Annotated in this window: 18 protein-coding genes; all 18 read left to right on the top strand. The window is 57.0% G+C overall.

Annotated elements, in window-relative coordinates; translation table 11 throughout:
- The first annotated feature begins 84 nt into the window (after positions 1-84).
- The 18 genes from coaBC (at position 85) to JMN36_RS02340 (ending at position 21240) form a co-directional block, all read left to right on the top strand.
- Positions 85-1380, top strand: a complete 1296-nt coding sequence (gene coaBC, locus JMN36_RS02255; RefSeq protein ID WP_412728575.1) for a bifunctional phosphopantothenoylcysteine decarboxylase/phosphopantothenate--cysteine ligase CoaBC — start codon at positions 85-87, stop codon at positions 1378-1380.
- Positions 1381-1492: 112 nt separating this feature from the next.
- Positions 1493-2695 carry a methionine adenosyltransferase gene (metK, locus tag JMN36_RS02260; RefSeq protein ID WP_204088502.1) on the top strand — a complete coding sequence of 401 codons (1203 nt, stop codon included), beginning with the start codon at positions 1493-1495 and terminating at the stop codon, positions 2693-2695.
- 79 nt (positions 2696-2774) lie between these two features.
- On the top strand, positions 2775-4889 hold the full coding sequence (locus JMN36_RS02265) for a primosomal protein N' (RefSeq protein WP_204088501.1): 2115 nt from the start codon (positions 2775-2777) through the stop codon (positions 4887-4889).
- Positions 4890-5022: 133 nt separating this feature from the next.
- Positions 5023-5559, top strand: a complete 537-nt coding sequence (gene def, locus JMN36_RS02270; RefSeq protein ID WP_204088500.1) for a peptide deformylase — start codon at positions 5023-5025, stop codon at positions 5557-5559.
- A complete protein-coding gene (fmt, locus tag JMN36_RS02275) occupies positions 5559-6596 on the top strand; it encodes a methionyl-tRNA formyltransferase (RefSeq protein ID WP_204088499.1) in 1038 nt (345 codons plus the stop codon). The genes def and fmt overlap by 1 nt, the downstream gene beginning before the upstream one ends.
- Positions 6593-8167, top strand: coding sequence for an RsmB/NOP family class I SAM-dependent RNA methyltransferase (locus tag JMN36_RS02280; RefSeq protein WP_204088498.1), 1575 nt, complete (start codon positions 6593-6595; stop codon positions 8165-8167). Before fmt ends, JMN36_RS02280 begins: the two co-directional genes overlap by 4 nt.
- Before the next feature lie 9 nt (positions 8168-8176).
- Positions 8177-8956 carry a ribulose-phosphate 3-epimerase gene (gene rpe, locus JMN36_RS02285; protein WP_204088497.1) on the top strand — a complete coding sequence of 260 codons (780 nt, stop codon included), beginning with the start codon at positions 8177-8179 and terminating at the stop codon, positions 8954-8956.
- Positions 8956-10029 carry a bifunctional diaminohydroxyphosphoribosylaminopyrimidine deaminase/5-amino-6-(5-phosphoribosylamino)uracil reductase RibD gene (ribD, locus tag JMN36_RS02290; RefSeq protein ID WP_204088496.1) on the top strand — a complete coding sequence of 358 codons (1074 nt, stop codon included), beginning with the start codon at positions 8956-8958 and terminating at the stop codon, positions 10027-10029. The genes rpe and ribD overlap by 1 nt, the downstream gene beginning before the upstream one ends.
- A gap of 58 nt (positions 10030-10087) precedes the next feature.
- Entirely contained in the window at positions 10088-10804 is a 717-nt protein-coding gene (locus JMN36_RS02295) for a riboflavin synthase (RefSeq protein WP_204088495.1), read from the top strand.
- Between the two features lie 25 nt (positions 10805-10829).
- A complete protein-coding gene (locus JMN36_RS02300; RefSeq protein WP_236881910.1) occupies positions 10830-12215 on the top strand; it encodes a bifunctional 3,4-dihydroxy-2-butanone-4-phosphate synthase/GTP cyclohydrolase II in 1386 nt (461 codons plus the stop codon).
- Between the two features lie 100 nt (positions 12216-12315).
- Positions 12316-12795, top strand: a complete 480-nt coding sequence (ribH, locus tag JMN36_RS02305) for a 6,7-dimethyl-8-ribityllumazine synthase (RefSeq protein WP_204088494.1) — start codon at positions 12316-12318, stop codon at positions 12793-12795.
- Between the two features lie 65 nt (positions 12796-12860).
- The gene (locus JMN36_RS02310) at positions 12861-13424 is read left to right on the top strand and encodes a PH domain-containing protein (protein WP_236881911.1); all 564 of its coding nucleotides are present in this window, start codon (positions 12861-12863) and stop codon (positions 13422-13424) included.
- A gap of 3 nt (positions 13425-13427) precedes the next feature.
- The gene (gene uvrC, locus JMN36_RS02315; RefSeq protein ID WP_204088492.1) at positions 13428-15545 is read left to right on the top strand and encodes an excinuclease ABC subunit UvrC; all 2118 of its coding nucleotides are present in this window, start codon (positions 13428-13430) and stop codon (positions 15543-15545) included.
- A gap of 10 nt (positions 15546-15555) precedes the next feature.
- Positions 15556-16509, top strand: a complete 954-nt coding sequence (rapZ, locus tag JMN36_RS02320; RefSeq protein WP_012731612.1) for an RNase adapter RapZ — start codon at positions 15556-15558, stop codon at positions 16507-16509.
- A gap of 63 nt (positions 16510-16572) precedes the next feature.
- Positions 16573-17676: a gluconeogenesis factor YvcK family protein gene (locus JMN36_RS02325; protein WP_204088491.1), complete on the top strand. Its 1104-nt coding sequence runs from the start codon at positions 16573-16575 to the stop codon at positions 17674-17676.
- Position 17677: 1 nt separating this feature from the next.
- Positions 17678-18682: a DNA-binding protein WhiA gene (whiA, locus tag JMN36_RS02330; RefSeq protein WP_221923785.1), complete on the top strand. Its 1005-nt coding sequence runs from the start codon at positions 17678-17680 to the stop codon at positions 18680-18682.
- Positions 18683-18924: 242 nt separating this feature from the next.
- Positions 18925-19929, top strand: a complete 1005-nt coding sequence (gene gap / locus JMN36_RS02335) for a type I glyceraldehyde-3-phosphate dehydrogenase (RefSeq protein ID WP_012731609.1) — start codon at positions 18925-18927, stop codon at positions 19927-19929.
- Positions 19930-20028: 99 nt separating this feature from the next.
- On the top strand, positions 20029-21240 hold the full coding sequence (locus tag JMN36_RS02340; RefSeq protein ID WP_046202292.1) for a phosphoglycerate kinase: 1212 nt from the start codon (positions 20029-20031) through the stop codon (positions 21238-21240).
- Positions 21241-21290 lie beyond the last annotated feature (50 nt).

The following is a 21290-nucleotide window of genomic DNA, read 5'->3' on the forward strand; positions in this document are numbered from 1 at the left end:
GTACTCATCTCATCATCGACCTAGCATTCCGCTGCATCACGCCACCCACGGTGTGATCAGCGGTTTTTGCATAGCGACAGCTGAATTGAGGAAGCAGTGAAGATCGTTCTCGGTGTTTCAGGTGGAATTGCCGCGTTTAAATCCTGTCACGTCGTCCGACTACTTAAAGAGCAAGACCACGACGTTCACGTTATTCCGACGGCAACCTCGCTGCAGTTTATCGGGCGAGCAACGTGGGAGGCGCTCTCTGGGAATTCCGTCTCGACATCAGTTTTCGACGGCGTCCCCGAGGTCCGGCACGTGAGTATTGGGCACACCGCCGAGTTATTCATCGTCGCTCCGGCAACGGCCGATGTGATAGCTCGCTTAGCTCACGGCCGGGCCGACGACCTCCTCACAGCCTCGGCATTAATGGCGAGGTGCCCCGTCGCTGTTTTTCCCGCGATGCACACCGAGATGTGGACTCATCCGGCGACGCAGGCCAACGTCGCAACCCTTCGCCAGAGGGGCGTCACCGTTGTCGATCCTGCCCATGGCCGTTTAACGGGGCCCGATTCTGGCCCGGGGCGCTTTGCCGAGCCTGAGCAGGTGGTCAACTTGGCGTTGTCCGTAGCCCGACGGCAGACTCAGTTTCCTCGCGACTTAGAAGGACGCCGGGTTCTCATTACCGCAGGAGGGACGCACGAGAATTTAGACCCCGTGCGCTTCGTCGGCAATCGGTCGTCGGGGAAACAGGGATTTGCTCTTGCCGAGGTTGCCGCAGCTCGTGGTGCCGAGGTGACTGTGATTGCGGGGGCTACGCACGAGCTTCCAACTCCGCTTGGATCTGAGGTTGTTCGCGTGGAATCGGCCCGGGATATGTACCGGGAGGTTGAGAAGCGCGATGAGGACGCGGATATCGTCGTGTGCGCTGCAGCTGTTGCGGATTACCGTCCGGCCGAAGAAAAGGGTTGGAAGATGAAGAAATCCGCGGACAGGGAGTCGACTTCCCTCACGACGTTGTCGATGGTGGAGAACCCGGACATCCTCAAGAGCGTTGTCGCTCGTCGGCAAGAAAGGGCAACCCAAGACCACGCTGGGCCGGACAAAAGCTCGACTCCGAACAGCACGACACCGACCATCATTGTTGGCTTTGCTGCAGAGACGGGGGACCCGCACCACACCCCGTTAGAGCATGCTCAGTTAAAGCTGAAGGATAAAGGCTGCGAATTATTGGTCTGTAATGACGTAGGCCAAGGGAAAGTATTCGGACGTAATACGAACAGAGGCTGGGTCTTGTCACGAGACGGAGAGGTCACCGATATCCCGTCGACATCGAAGTTTGGCTTAGCGGATTCAGTGTGGGATGCGGTTGCGAACTATGAGGACCGAGTGCGCTAAGCTACATGAGGATCTAGACAGCTTGGTCTATTACATCAGTAGCCAACACATCATCCAACAAAACATCTAATAAAATACGTGGTATCGCCACCTCATCAAGGAAGAAGGAACCGTGACTCAACGACTATTCACCAGCGAGTCTGTCACCGAGGGACATCCCGATAAGATTTGCGACGCAATCTCCGATTCAATTTTGGACGCCATGCTCGCAGTGGATCCCGACAGCCACGTCGCTGTAGAAACCGTCGTGACGACAGGACAAGTACATGTTGTCGGTGAAGTTCGGTGCCGCGGATACGTAGAAATTCCCAGCCTGGTCCGGCAAACACTCCGGAACATCGGCTTCCTATCCTCCGATATGGGTTTCGACGGGGCAACGTGCGGTGTATCCGTCTCCATTGGTGAACAGTCGTTAGAGATCGGCGCAGGTGTCGATACCGCACTCGAAGCGCGCGACGGTGCTGAAGTTGAGGACGATGACCGTGCAGGCGCTGGCGACCAGGGCCTCATGTTCGGATACGCAACCAATGAAACCCCCGAATACATGCCGCTGCCTATCGCTCTTGCACATCGTCTCGCGCGGCGTCTCACGGCGGTGCGCAAAGACGATATCGTTCCGCATCTTCGTCCGGACGGAAAAACACAGGTCACGCTCGCGTACGACGATGACAATAACCCGATTCGTATTGACACCATCGTTATTTCCACGCAGCACGATCCGGGCGTTTCCCGGCAATGGCTGGAAGAACAGTTGCGCACGAATGTCATCACCCCAGTCATCAAGGACGCCGGGGTGGAGAACCTCGTCGACGACGAACTCACCGTGTTGATCAATCCATCCGGTTCCTTCGTCGTCGGTGGGCCCATGGGCGACGCGGGTCTCACTGGCCGCAAGATCATCGTCGATACGTACGGTGGTATGGCCCGTCATGGTGGCGGAGCGTTCTCCGGCAAAGACCCGAGTAAGGTTGACCGCTCTGCTGCCTACGCTATGCGGTGGGTCGCGAAGAATATCGTTGCCGCTGGATTAGCAGATCGGTGTGAAGTGCAGGTCGCTTACGCTATCGGGCGCGCAAATCCGGTGGGCTTGTATGTTGAGACCTTCGGCACAGAAAAAGAGCCGATCTCAGCAATCCAGGAAGCCGTGCAGAAAGTGTTTGACCTCCGACCGGCGGCGATTATCCGGGAACTGGACCTCAAGCGGCCTATTTATGCTCAAACCGCCGCATATGGCCACTTTGGTCGAACAGATCTCGACCTGCCGTGGGAGCGGTTGGATCGGGTTGATGACCTCAAAGCCGCTATTTCACGGTAAGTAGCACGCAAAATAGATGGACCGGCCAACCACATTTAGTGCGAAGTGGGGTAGGGGCCGACTCCATTAGGATGTAGCCGTGTCTATTTCGCCCCATACCCCTGCACCCGACCGCCCTGTGGCTCGGGTGCTTCCGCTTCTCAAGGTGGCGCACCTCGACCGTGAATTCGACTACCTCGTTGATGCGGCCGTCGATGAGGACGTCAAACCGGGGGTTATGGTGCGAGTCCACTTTTCAGGTCGGCTCACTGATGCGCTGGTGTTGTCGCGCAAAGATGAGTCCGATCACGCCGGTCGTCTCTCGTGGATCGATCGGGTGATTAGCCGGGAGATCGTTGCACCTGAAACATTTCGGACTCTGGTTTTTACCTTGGCGCAGCGGTACGGCGGATTGCGGTCGGACATTATTCGGTCCGCTCTCCCTCCCCGTCATGCCACTGCAGAAAAAGCAGCCCTGGAAGCTATAGAGCACGGGGATGATCCATGGGCGTCTGCTACTGACGACGCCGACACCAGCGACGCCGCGGATAACAACACCGACGACAATGCGGCCCTCGATGAGGCATGGTCACACTACCGGTTCGGGCCATCATTCGTGAAGGCCGTGCTGCGCGGCAAAGCTCCCCGAGCAGTATGGCAGATCGCGCCGGGGGACGAGTGGCCCATGCGCATCGCTCAACTAGCAGCACGGACCGCTCGCGGTGGCGGCGGAGTTCTCATCATCGTGCCTGATCAGCGAACCATTAACCGCCTCTCTCATGCCCTCAAAGAGGAGCTCAGCTCCCGCCAGTGGACACAATTAACCGCGAGCCTGGGCCGCCACGCCCGATACCGTCGATTTATCGACATCCTCCACGGGGTCAATCGGGTGGTGGTCGGCACACGAGGAGCAGCGTTCGCTCCCGTGAAAAACCTGTCCCTCATCGTTATTCTCGACGACGGCGACGACAACCTCGTCGATCCGCGAGCTCCCTACGTCCACGCCCGTGAAGTATTGACGCTACGGGCGAGTATTGAGAAAGCAGCGATGATAGTGGGAAGCGTCGGGAGAACTGCGGAAGCTCAACTCCTCGTCGAATCCGGGTGGGCGCACAATTTGGTGTCACCACGGGAGGCTATTCGTGCCGCTATGCCCCGGATTCGCGCCATCGGCGACACTGATTTTGAACTGGCGAAGGACCCGGCGGCGAAACGCGCCCGAATTCCCCATGTTGCCTTTGAGGCGATACGGTCCAGCCATCGTCGAGGGTGTTCTGCACTCATCCATGTGCCTCGAAAAGGGTATGTTCCGACGCTGGCGTGCCAGCGCTGCGGCGAGCCGGCACGGTGCCGATACTGTAACGGGCCACTAGGTCTGCCAGGCCAGACGGGACAGGGAACTGCTACATCTCCTGTTGGTGAACAAGCATCTGATGCGGGTTACCCAACCTGCCGCTGGTGCGGGCGGCCTGATCCGTCTTTTCGCTGTGACAATTGCGGCTCGACAAGGATCCGCGCGGTGATCGTCGGCGCGGACCGTACCGCTGAAGAATTGGGACGCTCATTCCCCGGCATCCCCGTCGTCGTCAGTACGGGGGACAACATCATCGCATCTATCCCGGACGAACCGAGCCTCGTGATTGCTACGCCAGGCTCTGCTCCCGTCGCCGAGGACAAGAAATTTGGGGCTGCGGTGATTCTGGATACGTGGTCGGAGCTGAAACGTGAAGATGTTCGTGCTCATGAGGAAGCGCTCACATCCTGGCTCGATGTCGCGTCCTTGGTCGAGTCGCATAACGACGGGGGAGAAGTCGTTGTGGTTGCTGATGCGCAGACTCCGGTGGTTCAGTCATTGATCCGGTGGGACCCCGTCGGTGCTGCCGCTGTCGAGTTGGAACACCGTCGGGAAGCTGGGTTTTCGCCTGCCGTGCATATGGCGGCCATCGATGGGACAGAGCGCGATATTTCACAATTCAGGCGCCTCATCGATGTCCCTGCGGATTCCCAGTTTCTCGGACCGGTTCCGCTGCCACCGGGAATAGATCCGCCCGCTAACACACCAGCGCACGACTGTCTTCGTCTGCTCATTCGAGCGAATACGAGCCACGGACCACTCGCCTTGGGCTCAGCGCTGCGTGCTGCACGGATTAAAGCCGCAGTGAATAAGGTGGACTTAGCTATTCGGGTGATCGTGGACCCCATTCACATCGGCTAAACTATGACCGCGTTTATGTCGCTTGTGGGTGGCATGATGCTCACATGCTTACTGTTGTAAGCGATCTTCACTGCATAGTCGTTCGTTGTCTTTAGTTGTCGTTAATCGTCGCTGTTGGGAGTGTTGCGTCGTTATGAGTCTTCGTCGTATCCGGATTTTTGGAGACCCCGTATTGACGACACCGGCAGAACCGGTCACCGACTTTGACGAGCCATTGCGGACCCTCGTCGACGACATGATGGGGACCATGGATCACTACCGAGGTGCCGGTCTTGCGGCGAATCAGGTAGGGGTTTTGCGACGAGTCTTCGTCTATAACTGTGGGGGCAGACGCGGTCACATCGTTAATCCGGTGTGGGAACACGAGGGTGACGAAACCCAATATGGGCCGGAGGGCTGTCTTTCTGTCCCGTCGATCCACGCCGATACTCGACGATGGATGAACGTTTCCGTCACCGGGCAAACTGTCGACGGGGACCCGGTGTCGTTTTCGGCCGACGGTATTCTGGCACGCTGCATCCAGCATGAAACCGATCACCTCGACGGTGTGATGTACATGCGCAGGCTGGAACCAGATATTCGTAAAGAGACGATGGCGCAGATCCGTACCGCCGAGTGGTTCGCTCACCCTGAGCTGGCATACCGCGATAAAGATGGAGTGAAGAACTAATGCGCGTTGTTTTTGCAGGAACCCCGACGCCAGCAGCGACTGCTTTACAAGCACTGCTTGATTCACATCACGACGTTGTTGCCGTCTTAACACGTCCCGACGCTCCTCATGGCCGTGGTCGTCGGCTCTATCCCAGCCCTGCTGCCGAGCTCGCCGAAGCGCACGACGTCCCTGTCATCAAAACCTCTACGTTAAAGGACGAGTCGGTCATTGATTCCCTCGCGGAATACAAGCCGGACTGCATACCCGTCGTCGCTTATGGTGCTTTAGTGCCCCCAAACGTACTTACACTACCTCGCTGGGGCTGGGTCAACCTGCACTTTTCGTTGTTACCGCGATGGCGAGGTGCAGCTCCTGTGCAGCGCGCCATTGAAGCGGGGGACAGGGAAACAGGCGTGACCGTCTTCCGCATTGAGGAAGGGCTGGACACGGGCGACATATTTGCCTCTGCGCCCGCCGATATCACCAACGATGACACTGCCGGTTCACTCATGGAACGGCTGACCGATCAGGGTGCCCAGATGCTCGTCGACACCCTGGGCGCTATTGAGAATGGAACGGCAACACCGACACCGCAAAGTGACGACGGTGCGACGTATGCCAAGAAAATCTCGACTGAGGACACGCGCATCGACTGGAATAAGCCGGCATCGACGGTTGACCAGGCAATCCGTGCGGTCACGCCTGATCCCGGAGCATGGACACTACTTGAGGATGACCGAATCCGCGTCGGAGCTGTGCGGCCTATCACTGATCCGCGGGACCCTATCGAAAAATCGCTGTCATTAGCGCCCGGAGAGATTGCGTGGAAAAAGAATCGCGTATGGGTGGGAACCGCGGATTATCCTGTGCAACTTGGCTCTGTCCAGGCGCCTGGTAAGAAGATGATGGAGGCCGGAGCGTGGGTGAGGGGCGCGCATCTTGCCAATGGCCTCGACAACGATAAGTCGACGCGCAATAAATCGGCTCAGAATAATCCAGCAGAACGAGATGAATCGTACGACGACACACCGCATGAAGGGACGCGCTTTCAATGAGTGGAGGATTTCGTTCGCGCAGTGAATCAGCGCGTCACCTCAAGTCTGATGTCAAGGGGGCGAAGCAGACACCGTCGGATAGGGGAGCGTCGCACTCGGATAGAAAAACGCCACAGCAACGGCAACACCGCCAGCGCAATGACAATACCAAGCGCCACCAGGGCCAACGGGGCTCATCGGGTGGGAATAAGACAAATAGAAAACCTGCACGTGAGCATCATCGCGATGTACCACGCTATGTGGCGTGGCAAGCGCTCTTCCGTGTAGACACCGAAAACGCTTTCGGCAACATCGTTCTTCCGTCGCTCATGAAGGAATACGGCCTGACGGGTCGGGATGCTGCATTCACTACCGAGTTGGGTTACGGCTCACTGCGCGCCCAAGGGCTTGTGGACGCAGTGATCGGTGAGTGTTCGAGCCGCCCCCTTGAGGCCATTGATCCTGCCGTCATTGCTGTGCTCCGCCTGGGTACGTACCAGCTTCTGCGTATGCGCGTCGGCAATCATGCCGCAGTCAATACGTCGGTGGATTTATGCCAAGAGGTCGAGAAACCGAAAGCTAAGGGATTTGTTAATGCTGTTCTGCACTCCGTTGCGCAGCGAACTGAATCAGAGTGGATAGATCATCTCACTAAGAACGCGGATCCGTTTGAACGCATGGCGCTGGCAACAGCTCACCCCGAGTGGATCGTGAAAGTGTTCCGCGATTCGCTGGGTGACTACGCCATTTCCGAATTATCAGACGCGTTAATTGCCGACGATGCACGGCCGCGTGTGCACCTCGTCGCCCGTCCCGGCGAAATCACTGCGGAAGAGCTGGCGCTCGTCACTGGTGGTGAGCAAACGTCGTACTCGCCCTATGGCGTGGTCCTCGAGGAGGGCGATCCGGGCGCTATTCCCGCTGTTCGTGAAGGTATGGCTGCGGTTCAGGATGAAGGATCGCAACTGATCGCTCGTGCTGCGGCCGAAGCACCTCTGGAGGGAGATGAGACAGGACAGTGGCTCGACCTATGTGCAGGTCCGGGTGGGAAAACCGCGTTGATGGCGTGCCTTGCGCGCATTGATGGTGCCCACGTCGATGCCGTCGAACCTGTTCCTCACCGGGCGCGGTTGGTCGAAAAAACGACATCCGGTCTTCCTGTGACCGTCCACACGGTCGATGGGCGGCAGTCGGGCCTCGAGGCACATTATGATCGCACGCTGGTCGATGCTCCATGTACAGGACTCGGAGCGCTCCGACGTCGGCCCGAAGCGCGCTGGCGAAAGTCCCCGGACGACCTCCCCGGGCTCGTTACGTTGCAACGAGAGCTGCTGGCTGCAGGAGCTGAACTCACTCGCCCCGGTGGAATAGTGGTGTATTCAACGTGCTCGCCCCACATCGAAGAGACCATCAAGATTGTCGACTGGGCGGAAAAGAATTGCCCACTTCAACCTTTAGATACCGTTGACTATATGTGTGGAATGGAACACTGCCGCGCTGGCGAGAATGCTGTCCAAATGTGGCCGCACCGCCACGGAACGGACGCAATGTTCGTTCAAATTTTCCGCCGGAGCACGACGCTAGAGCGGTAACATGTTGCCATGACATCACGACTGGAACCATCCGCTGGGGTATCCGCACAGGCCACCCCACTTATCGCCCCATCGATCCTCTCAGCAGACTTTGCCCACCTCGCAAGGGACCTTAACGCGGTTTCTCACGCTGACTGGATCCATGTCGATGTGATGGATGGTCATTTCGTGCCGAATCTCAGTTTCGGATTGCCCATTGCGCAAGGGGTTGCGCGGGAAACTCAGCTCCCTCTGGATTGCCATCTGATGATTGACGATCCCGAACGATGGGCTCCCGATTACGCCGAATTCTATTCCGTCACTTTCCACGCCGAAGCGGTCGATGATATTGACGCCGCTATCGCGTTGGCACGAACATTGCGGGCGGCAGGTACGCGCGCCGGGATCAGTATTAAGCCGAAAACACCAGTTGATGAGGTTCTCGCGCACCTCGAAGAGTTCGACATGGTTCTCGTCATGTCGGTGGAGCCTGGGTTCGGTGGCCAGAAATTTATGCCCGGGGTTCTCGACAAAGTACGCGCTCTGTGTGAACGGGCCGACAAGATATGGGGGAAGGAAACAGACGACGATAGTGTGGACGGGCGCTGTCTTATCGAAATAGACGGTGGAATTTCCGCCGACACCATTGCCAGCGCCGCCAAAGCCGGTGTTGATGTCTTCGTCGCTGGATCGGCGGTGTATAAAGCCGATTCCCCCAACGCTGCCATTGATGAACTTCGCGAGCATGCGCGTGCCGGGTATTCGTCGGCGGGCCGCGGAACTCAACACTTCGGCGTACCTCAGAACTAATGCACGAGTCGACGCCATCCCGTGGTGAGATAATCGGCCGGCACCCGGCGAACGTTATCGCGCATGCCATGGATCGGGCTGCCGAGCTCGGGTGGGCAGCCAAGGGGGCGACCAGCCCAAATCCGCCGGTAGGAGCTGTCATCATTGATGCCGACGGGCGAATTGTTGGCCAAGGGTGTACACAACCGGCGGGCGGTCCGCACGCGGAGGTCATGGCGGTTCGCGATGCTGGCGATGCGACAGCCGGTGCTACGGCCGTCGTCACTTTGGAACCGTGCGCTCACACCGGCCGGACTGGCCCCTGTACTGACGTGCTCCTTTCCGCGGGGATATCCACCGTCGTGTATGCAGTGCCAGACCCGAACCCGATCGCTCATGGCGGGCATGAGGTATTAGCCGGAGCGGGTCTCACTGTCATTGGTGGTTTTCATGCTGATGAGGTGCGTCGCGGCGCGCTACGTTCCTGGCTGCATCGGATTGATACTGGCCGAGCAATGGTCACTCTGAAAGTTGCTGCCACCTTGGATGGCCGAGTTGCCGCGCCTGATGGAACATCACAGTGGATCACCTCTGCTGAGGCTCGTAACTATGTTCATCGCGACCGGGCTACCCGCGATGCGCTGATCGTCGGAACGGGGACCGTGATAGCCGATAACCCGCGATTGACGGCTCGCAAACCGGACGGGACTCTCTATGCACATCAGCCCGATCACGTGATTATTGGTTCTCGGCCGATTCCGGAGGAAGCGAAGATATTCGCGCACGCACGGTCGCGGCACTTTGTTACCCACGATCTATCCCACGTCATTCAGGAGCTAACCCGGCAGGGGTACGTCGATCTCCTCATTGAAGGCGGGCCGACGTTGGCTTCCGCTGCACTAGAGCAGGGGGTTGTTGACCACATTCACTGGTATGTTGCGCCCAGCATTCTTGGTTCCGGGCTGCCCGCGATACACATTCCTCACGTATCAACGCTCACCGACAGACGTGACTTCACCACCGAACACATCAGTCAGCTCGGCCCTGATCTCCTCATCGACGCTCACCGGCAGGCTAAGGGGTCGTCAGAGTAAATCACCCTGAGCATTATCGGAATGCTTAAGCACCGAAAGACAGACACAGAAAGATAGAATGGCAATCGTGTTTACTGGCATCGTTGAAGCTCTTGGAACAGTCGTCGCTATTGATCGGGGAGCGGAATCGCCCTCAGATCAGGCTGAGGCATCGTCGTCGAACAAAGAGCGAAATACCCCCGATTTCATCAGGCTTACTGTTGACGCACCAGGAGTCACCGATACCCTCTCCAAGGGAGATTCACTCGCAGTCAACGGTGTGTGCTTGACGGACGCTGGTCATGAGGGAACAGCGGTGATCATGGACGTCATGGGCGAAACACTTGATCGCACAACACTGGGCGATATTCACCCCGGTGACCAGGTGAACCTTGAACGGGCAGTCCAACCATCACAGCGCCTCGGCGGGCATATAGTTCAAGGCCACGTCGATGGAACAGCCCGGTTACTCTCACGAGACCCTCACGATAAATGGGAGGTCTTCCGCTTCAGTCTTCCGTCGAATTTAGCTCGATATGTTGTTGAAAAGGGATCTATCGCCGTCAGCGGGACATCACTCACTGTCTCCGCGGTAGCACCTCCCGACACTCCCGACCCGTGGTTTGAGGTCTCATTAATCCCCACCACCATGCGGGACACTATCCTCGGCTCGCTCGCAGTGGATGCCCCGGTCAATATCGAGGTCGATATTGTCGCCAAATACATCGAACGCAATGCCAATGTCAGTGGTTATCTCCACGCGGTGACCGACCCAACAGCTCAGCAGTCGAAATAATAGAAGATGGAAACAAGAGAAGACGATGGAACAACACGCCGTGACTACACCACACAACGATCTCGCAGAGCCCCACAGTCACTCCCACGATCAAGGCTCTGATTCTCAGAATTCACATACGTACCGGGGAAACATCCAGCTCAACACCATTGACGAGGCTATCCGCGACATTGCAGCAGGCAAGCCGGTGATCGTCGTCGACGACGAGGATCGCGAAAACGAAGGCGATATGATCATCGCCGCCGATCGTATTACCGCGACGTCGCTCGCGTTCATGGTGCGGTATTCGTCGGGGTATGTGTGCGTCGGCATGACTGATGAGGACGCTGACCGGTGCGACCTCCCGCCCATGGTTACGCGAAACCAGGACAAGAAAAGCACGGCTTATACGGTCACTGTCGACGCGGCAGAAGGCGGAACCACCGGCATTTCAGCCACCGATCGCGCGCATACCATTCGATTACTGGCGTCTCCTGATTCCGGCCCCGCGGATTTCACACGACCCGGCCATGTGGTCCCTCTTCGAGCCCGACCAGGAGGAGTCCTTGTTCGCGCCGGGCATACCGAGGCTGCCGTCGACCTTGCGCGACTGGCTCACCTCAATCCAGCCGGTGCGCTCTGTGAGGTAGTGAGCGAAGAAGATCCCACCACCATGGCACGGGGACCCGAGCTACGTCGGTTTGCCGACGAGCATTCGCTCACGATGATCTCCATCGACCAGCTCATCGCTTACCGACGGAACACGGAGCAACTTGTTGAGCGCGTTGTGGAAACCACGCTTCCGACGTCTTATGGCCGTTTTACCGCCATCGGATATAGAAACGTCATTGATGGACTCGAGCACGTAGCCCTCGTCGTCGGTGATCCCTCTGATAACGGCGGGGAAGATGTCCTCGTCAGAGTCCACTCCGAGTGTCTCACCGGAGATGTTTTTGGATCCCGCCGGTGTGATTGTGGCGATCAGCTCCATCAAGCAATGGAAGAGGTGTACAAGGAGGGACGCGGCGTCGTTCTTTATATGCGCGGTCACGAGGGCCGGGGCATTGGTCTTCTGAACAAGTTGCAGGCCTATAAGCTGCAAGATGACGGTTACGACACAGTTGACGCCAATATTGAACTTGGTAAGCCAGCTGATGCGCGTGAATACGGGACAGGTTCCGCCATACTTTCCGATCTCGGCGTTAAATCCATGATTCTCTTGTCTAATAATCCGACGAAACGAGCGGGGCTGAAGGGGCATGACTTACGAATCAGCGGCCGTCGAAGTATTGAGGTCAATGTGTACCCCGAAAACCTCAACTATCTTCGTACAAAGCGTGACAAGATGGGCCACGATTTACCTAGTTTGAATGCCTGGGAAGCCGCTCATACGCCAGGGCACGCAGGACCGTCTGACAACCCGCCAGAATAAAGGCGCATCGGTTTTTACATCCATCTCCGTGCCGTGAACACGAACATAAACTCGCGCAAGCACATGTCACTACCGCACTTACCACCGAAAGGAATAACTCATGAGTGGCGAGGGAAGCCCCACCATCACCATCGAACCTGGATCTGCACACGGACTCCGTGTCGCCATCGTTGTCTCGGAATGGAATCGAGACATCACCGATGAATTAGCATCTCAGGCACGTCAAGCAGGGGAGACAGCCGGGGCGGAGGTCACCGTCATTCCGGTCGTCGGTGCACTCGAAATCCCCGTCGTCGTCAAGAAAGCCACCCGAGCGTATGACGTTGTCGTCGCCCTGGGCTGTGTCATCCAAGGGGGAACCCCTCACTTTGATCACGTGTGTAACGCGGTGACGTACGGATTGACAAAAATTGCCGTGGAGACAGAAACACCCGTCGGAAATGGTGTTCTGACCTGCAACACCCATGAACAAGCCGTCGACAGGGCTGGTGGCCCGACAGCGCATGAAAATAAAGGCGCTGAGGCCATGATTGCTGCCATTCATACTGCTCAAACACTAAAAAGCATGGCTGCGGATTAAAGGTGGATTAAAAGAGTAACCCCGCAGTGTTCTGACTACAGAGGCAGTATCCACGAACAGTATCCATGCCGAGCACTAATTCGGTAACAGTGAAGAAAAAAGGTAGGGTCGGAGCCGTGAGTAATGGTGTGAGCGAAACGAACATGTCTGAGGACTACCTCGCATATGACACGCCCACCACGAGCACCGCACCATGGGAACTCGTAGTGACGTCCACAAAATTAAAGCAGTGGACCTGGGCCGGCGTCGTTGTCATCATGGCCATTCACATCTTTATGGCCCTGGTCGTCCGTCTCGGTTACACAGGTGCGGCAGTGACCACTGTGGATCAATGGTCTTTTATCGGGATCGGCATTATCTTTTCGGGAATATGGATGCTGGGGCTACGACCACGGGTCCGCGTCAATAAAGACGGCGTCGAGGTACGTAATTTCCTCAACCCCCAGTTTTATCCGTGGGAGATCGTGCACGGGTTAAGCTTTCCGAAAAACTCGCGCACTGCACGGCTGGAACTCCCTGATTTCGAGTTCGTGTCCATGTGGGCTTTCCAAGCTGCCGACGGTAATCGAGTTGTCGACGCCGTGAACAATTTCCGCTTACTAGAAGACGCCTACCTTCCGGAGGACTAGCCTGTGGCCAATCCCGCCACGTATCGCCCGGCAGCAGGGACCATTCCCACCGAGCCGGGAGTATATACATTCCGGGATCCAGAAGACCGCGTGTTATACGTCGGAAAAGCAAAAAATCTTCGGGCTCGGTTATCTAACTACTTCCAGACACCCGAGCATCTCCATCCACGAACGCGCCAAATGGTGTTTGCCGCGTCCCAAGTTCGGTGGACAGTGGTGGCGTCGGAAGATGAAGCTCTCAACCTCGAATACACCTGGATCAAGCGGTTTAACCCGCGATACAACGTGGTCTTCCGGGACGACAAGAGCTACCCGATGCTCGCGGTGTCTCAACGGGAGCGAATCCCCCGTGCCTGGGTCTACCGGGGACCTCGCCGGAAAGGTGTGCGGTATTTCGGTCCTTTCCCCAAAGTATGGGCTGTCCGGGAATCCCTCGAATCACTTACTCAGGTTTTCCCCGTGAGGACCTGTTCAAAAGGCGTGTACCACCGCCACGAGCTACTGGGGCGGCCCTGTCTTCTGGGCTATATCGACAAGTGTTCTGCACCATGCATCGGGCGTATCTCTGAGGAAGACCACCGCAAACTAATTACTGGCTTATGCTCTGTTTTTGCAGGTAATTCCCGTGACATCATTAAAAGTCTGACGGCCGACATGGAAGCGGCAGCGACGGAACTTAATTTTGAGAAAGCTGCCCATCTTCGCGACGACATCGAAGCGATAAAAGCTGTGTCGGAAAAACAAGCCATTGTGCTCCCCGAGGACACCGATACCGATCTAATCGGTGTTTCTGCAGATGAACTGGAGGCCGCGGTCCAGATTTTCACTGTTCGACGCGGACGAATCCACGGCCAGCGTGCCTGGGTAGTGGAGCGCAGCGGTGATTCGGAGGATTCCATCGGTGCGCTCATTCGTGAGTTTTTGCTGCAGTACTACAGCGATGAAGTCGAGCGCGCTCAGGAGACCGTAGAAGAGACGACGGCTGTTGAGGGCTCCAGGGTTCTCGACGACGTTCGCCAACCGGTACCGCGTGAGGTCCTGGTTATGGACGAGCCCGAGGACATCACGCAGATCGGTGAGTATTTGTCGGGGTTGAGGGGCGCGCACGTTGACATTCGCGTTCCTCAACGTGGTGACAAACGAGCCCTCATGGACACCGTCGTTCGTAATGCTGCCGAGTCCCTCCACCAGCACAAACTTCGGCGAACCGGGGACCTCACAGCCCGTAGCGCTGCCATCGAAGCAATCCAAGAAAACTTGGGCATGGCAGAGCCGCCGCTTCGCATCGAGTGCACCGATATTTCCCACCTCCAGGGCACCGACGTTGTGGCTTCCCTGGTCGTTTTCGAAGATGGGGCACCGAAGAAATCGGACTACCGCCGCTACAAGATTAAGGAAGCAGCAGGGGAGGGACATTCCGACGATGTTGCAAGTATTAAAGAAGTAGTTCGCAGACGATTTTTGCGGTACAAGAAGGGTTCCACAGAAGTTCCCGACGACGGTGCTGTGGCGGATAGTATCGCGGCTGAAGAAAGCAAGCTGGCTCCGTCTGAGGTGGCTGAGGTTGACACCAATGCTGATTTGGCCGATCCGTCAGCGGCGAAGCGTTTTGCGTATTCTCCTCAGCTCTTTGTTGTCGACGGTGGCGCACCTCAGGTTAATGCTGCTCAAGAGGTGTTAGATGAGTTGGGAATTACCGACGTCACCTTGTGCGGTATTGCGAAACGCCTCGAGGAAGTGTGGTTACCGCACGAGGAATTTCCGGTGATTTTGCCGCGTCGTTCCGAGGGTTTGTACCTCTTCCAAAACATTCGTGATGAGGCACACCGCGTGGCAATTACGTATCAGCGGTCGCGACGGACGGGCCGGCTGCGCCAATCAGAACTGGATAACATCGCAGGACTGGGAGAAAAACGGAAGGCTGATTTATTAAAAACATTCGGCAGTGTCGCGCAGATTAAAAAAGCGAGTATTGATGATCTGACAACTGCTAATGGCATCGGTCCGGCACTCGCTGCCTTGGTGTATGAGGGCCTCCACGGAAAGTCGGATCAGGATTCTGACGGGCCGACTAGTGCCTCGGAGGATCCCGCCCCGAAAAATAGGAACCAAAACAAGTAAAGTAATGAGTATGCCTGACTCTGCGCGTTCTTCGAGTACAGCTGCCACGGATATCACCCCAGCACACGGGATTTCTCCTGAGGACCAAAGTCCACACCATGTGGCCGAAAATTCGCTGGTCCTCATCACTGGCATGTCTGGGGGAGGCCGGCAATCCGCAGCGAACGTCCTAGAGGAAATGGGATGGTATGTTGCCGATAATCTGCCGCCGGAGCTAATCATGCGCATGGTTGAGCTCTCGTTCTCTCCTGACTCGCCGATCGAGCGCTTGGCGATCGTCACGGATGTGCGGTCACGCGACTTTGCAGGGTCACTCGGGGACGTGTTGTCGTCGTTAGAAGAAGATGGCCGACGGCCGATCATCATGTTCTTAGATGCCGACGATGAGACACTCATTAAGCGGTTCGATACAGTCCGCCGCAAGCACCCGCTCCAGGGCACCGACACCCTCCACATGGGGATTGCGCGCGAGCGTGAAGTGCTGGAGGACATTCGTGATCAAGCCGACATAGTCATTGATACGACCAATTTTTCTGTCCATGACCTGCGTCGGGAAATTGAGCGTTGTTTTGATGCGCTCGACTCCAATGTCCAGCATGTCACTATTCAGTCGTTCGGTTTTAAGCACGGGATTCCTCGAGATGCCGATATCGTTCTCGACGTTCGTTTCCTCCCCAACCCGTATTGGGTTCCTCATCTGCGGGAATTCCGGGGAACCGATCATGAAGTCGCTGATTATGTCCTCAGCCATGAAAATGTTGACCGTTTCATTAATTCCTTTGTGGACATGTTCAACGTTATGCAGGAAGGCTACAAACAAGAGGGGAAAAGCTTTACGACGGTGGCTATCGGATGCACCGGCGGCCACCACCGTAGCGTTGCCGTAGCCGAGGAGATTGCTCGACGCTTACGTGCTCAAGGTGACGATGTCACCGTGACCCACCGCGACTTTGACCGTGACTAGGCCACTCTGGCGCTAGCCGTTGATGTCATAAAACCGAGTAATCATTATTGGAATTGAGTTTGTATGAATGCTGCTTCTCCTCAAACATCGATGAGCGACGAACCCTTGACTCACGCTAATAAGGACGAGTCCTCTCACGACGACTCTTCTGCGGAAACCTCTCCGACGCAGCTATCCCATATCGCTCGGATGGCGTGTTTAGGTGGTGGACACGGACTCTTCGCGACGCTTCGAGCAGCGCGTACCTTGTCCGATGATGTTTCGGCAATCGTCACTGTGGCGGATGATGGTGGGTCGTCAGGACGTCTGCGTAAGGAGTTCAACTCAATCCCGCCGGGCGATTTGCGAATGGCCTTAGCCGCATTAGCAGCCGATGATCCCGAGGGTCGCTTGTGGGAAAGCGTCCTTCAGCACAGGTTTGGTGGACGCGGCGCTTTGGCCGGCCATGCGGTCGGAAACCTCATCATTCAAGGGCTCATTGACGTGATGGGGGATGAGGTTGAGGCATTAGCTGAGGTAGCGAAGCTCATGCGCATCCGCGGCCGGGTGCTTCCCATGAGCCCAGAACCCCTGGATATTGAAGCTGAAGTGGCCGGACTGGAGGACGATCCTCGCGTTGTATCTCCGGTGCGAGGCCAGGTCGCCGTGGCTACTACACCGGGACAGGTCCGACGCGTGAAATTGATCCCCGAGAATCCGCCGAGCAGTGCCGCTGTCATCGACGCGATCATGAACGCCGACGTGGTGACATTAGGTCCAGGATCCTGGTTTTCGTCCGTGGTTCCTCACATTTTGGTTCCCGACGTTGTGAAAGCGCTCCAGGAAACTCAAGCCCATAAGGTTGTCGTCGTTAATCTCGTTGCGGAGCCAGGGGAGACCCCGGGCTTCACCGTTGAGCGACACCTCCACATGCTTCAACAGCATTGTCAGGATCTTTCGCTCGATACGGTCATTGTCGACGAGCATTCGGTGACGGGGACACGAGAGCGCATGCACTTGAGCCGCGCTGCCGCGAATTTCGGTGCTGAACTGACCATCGGCGATGTCCGCCATGATGATGAACAAGGGCGGTGGCTGAGCACCCATTCTCCGAGGAAATTGGCCCGCGTGCTGTCTGAGGTGTATTCGGCAGCTCAAGAACAAAAATCGGTAAGGAGAACCAAATAGCGTGGGTTTAACAGCCGATATTAAAGCCGAAATCGCCGGTACCACGGTCACTGCGTCTAATGCTCGACGCTCCGAAGTCGGCGCGATGATCCGCTTCGCTGGCAAGCTTCGACTGGGCGACAATAACCCTGGCCGGTCGCCGGAGTCATTGGTGGTTTCGTTGGACGTCGATTCGTCCGACGTCGCAGAGCGGGCGCGTCAACACATTGTCGATCTGTATGACATTCACGCTGTTGTGTCGGACCGTACGCAATCATCCAAGAAACCGGTGTTTGAGGTCGAATGGAACCGCCGGGGCGAGGGGCTCGAGGTTGCGCGGCGCCTTGGTCTTTTGGATCGGGCTGGCCGTCCTGTCCGGGGGCTTCCACCGCGAATTGTTCACGGAACAGCTGTCGATTGTGAAGCAGCGTGGCGGGGCGCGTTCTTGGTTCGGGGATCGGTGACGGAGCCGGGCCGGTCGTCGGCCCTCGAGGTGATCGCGCCGCAGACCGCGGCCGCCATCGGTTTGATTGGCTGTGCACGTCGACTAGGTATTGCCGCGAAGAACCGTGAAGTCCGAGGGGCAGAGCGGGTCCAGGTTCGCGAGGGCGACGCTATCGGTGCTTTGTTAAGCCGGATGGGGGCTCATCGCACACGGATCGAATGGGGCGAGCAGCGCAAACGTCGTGAGGCCCATACATCGACGAATCGGTTGGCGAATTTCGATGACGCCAATTTACGACGCTCGGCCCGGGCTGCTGCTGCGGCCGCGGCCCGAGTTCAGCGCGCCACTGAGCTTCTGGGCGATGACATCCCGGAGCATCTTGCGGCTGCCGGGCGGTTGCGCACAGAGCATCGTCACTCGTCGCTTGAAGAACTCGGTGAACTGGCCGATCCTCCGATCAGTAAGGACGCCATTGCGGGACGGATTCGGCGTCTGCTGTCTTTGGCGGATAGACGAGCAGCTGAATTAGGAGTTCCCGATACTTTTTCTGCCGTGACGAGTGACCTTTTTGACGAGGATTAGTCGCGTCACTGGCTCTTTTGTGCGGCTAGAGCTCCGTCGCTAAGCACCAAATGTGCGTTCATGTCCGTTTCGTGGGATCAAATGTCCGGTTATACAAAAGTGTTGTTTGTCTCATTCTGCTCTGACTGCTGCATATATCTCAGTTCAGCTGTAAAGTAGTCAGTGCAAGGACGGAAAGGCTATACGAAGATCGCCTGATTACGTCCTTAACCTAGACAGCTACATAGCTAAGGAGAATTACCGTGACCGTTCGTGTCGGTATTAATGGGTTTGGTCGTATTGGCCGTAACTTCTACCGCGCTATCCGTGAGCAGGGTGCAGACATCGAGGTTGTTGGCGTCAACGACCTGACCGATAACCGCACCCTGTCCCTGCTTCTGAAGCACGACTCCATCATGGGACCGCTGGACGCGAAGGTCGAGTACGATGACGAGTCCATCACCGTTGATGGCCACCGTATCGCGGTTTCCGCAGAGCGGGACCCGAAGAACCTCGACTGGGGCAAGCTAGGCGCCGATATCGTTATCGAGTCCACCGGCTTCTTCACCAAGGGCGAAGCTGCCAAGGCTCACATCGAGGCAGGCGCCAAGAAGGTCATTATTTCGGCTCCTGGTAAGGAGGTTGACGGCACCTTCGTTTACGGTGTCAACCACGAGGAGTACACCGACGACATGACCGTCGTCTCGAACGCATCCTGCACCACCAACTGCCTGGCTCCGCTGGCTAAGGCTCTCGACGATGCCTTCGGCATTGAGTCTGGCCTGATGACCACCGTCCACGCTTACACCGGTGACCAGCGTCTGCATGATGCTCCTCACAAGGATCTGCGTCGTGCCCGTGCCGCTGCTCTGAACATCGTTCCGACCACTACCGGTGCTGCTAAGGCTGTCGGACTGGTTCTTCCGGACCTCAACGGCAAGCTCGATGGTTTCGCTGTTCGCGTACCGGTACCGACCGGATCGCTCGTTGACCTCACCTTCGTTCCGAAGAAGGACGTCACCGTCGAGGAAGTTAACGCTGCGATGAAGAAGGCTTCCGAGGACGAGAAGCTCAGCGTTGCTTTCGAGTACTCTGACGAGCCGCTGGTTTCCACTGACATCCAGCACAACCCGCACGGCTCGATCTTCGACTCTGAGATGACCCGTGTTCTCGGCAACCAGGTCAAGGTTGTTTCCTGGTACGACAACGAGTGGGGCTACTCCAACCAGCTCGTTCGCATGACCGATTACATCGGACAGCGTCTCTAATCCTCCACTCGCCCGAGTGAACTAGCGGGCCGGGGGCTGTGCCACGGCACGCCGTCGGCCCGTCTTTTTATATATCAATAAAACTAACGAGGAGTTGTTATGGCAGTAAAGAAACTCGCTGATTTACTCAAGGAAGGTGTCGAAGGACGTCACGTCCTCGTACGCGCCGATCTCAATGTTCCGCTCAAGGATAAGGTCATTACCGACCCCGGTCGCATCGACGCGTCCCTCCCGACGATCAAGGCTCTTACTGAAGCAGGAGCGCGTGTGATCGTTGCGGCTCACTTAGGACGGCCGAAATCACCGCAGGACACCCAATTCTCACTGGCACCTGTTGCTGAGGCTCTGTCCCAGCGCTTAGACCAGTACGTTGCACTGGCATCGGATGTTTCCGGCGAAGACGCCCACGAACGTGCCAACGGTCTCAATGACGGCGACGTCCTGCTCCTCGAAAACGTTCGCTTCGATCCTCGTGAGAAGAGCAAAGACGACGCTGAGCGTGAGGAACTGGCCTCTGAGCTCGCAGCTCTGACGGGCGATAATGGCGCTTTCGTTTCTGACGGCTTCGGAGTTGTCCACCGTAAGCAAGCTTCCGTCTACGACGTCGCCAAGAAACTGCCGGCGTACGTCGGCTACCTCGTTGAGAAGGAGCTCGAGCAGCTCTCGAAGTGTACCGATGATCCTCAGCATCCTTACGCGGTCTGCCTCGGCGGATCGAAGGTTTCCGACAAGCTCGGAGTTATTAAAGCCCTCGCACCGAAAGTTGACACCCTCATTATCGGTGGCGGGATGTGCTACACATTCCTCAAGGCCAAGGGCTACGGCGTCGGAGACTCCCTACTCGAAGAGTCCATGATCGACGAGTGCAAGAACCTTCTCTCCGAGTACTCGGACAAGATCGTCTTGCCGTCAGACATCGTCGTCGGCAAGGAATTCGATGCAAACACCGAGCACAAGACAGTATCTGCCGACGGTATCGAAGACGGCTGGATGGGCCTGGATACTGGCGCAGAGTCGATTAAGACCTTCGGCGAGCGTCTGAACGGGGCCAAGACCATTTTCTGGAATGGCCCAGTGGGTGTGTTCGAGTTCGAAGCATTCGCTAATGGCACCAAGGGTCTTGCTGAGGCAATTGCAGAGGCAACCAAGAACGGAGCGTTCTCCGTGATTGGTGGTGGCGACTCCGCCTCAGCCGTCCGTAACCTCGGTTTCGCTGACGAAGCATTCTCCCACATCTCCACAGGTGGCGGAGCTTCACTTGAGCTCATCGAGGGTAAGACCCTTCCGGGTGTTGCTGTACTCGACCGCTAAGCACTCGACTGCTAGGCGAATTTCTATTCCCCGGTTGACACCACTGTTAA

This window comes from Corynebacterium pseudokroppenstedtii (assembly GCF_019754945.1).
Taxonomy (GTDB): Bacteria; Actinomycetota; Actinomycetes; order Mycobacteriales; family Mycobacteriaceae; genus Corynebacterium; species Corynebacterium pseudokroppenstedtii.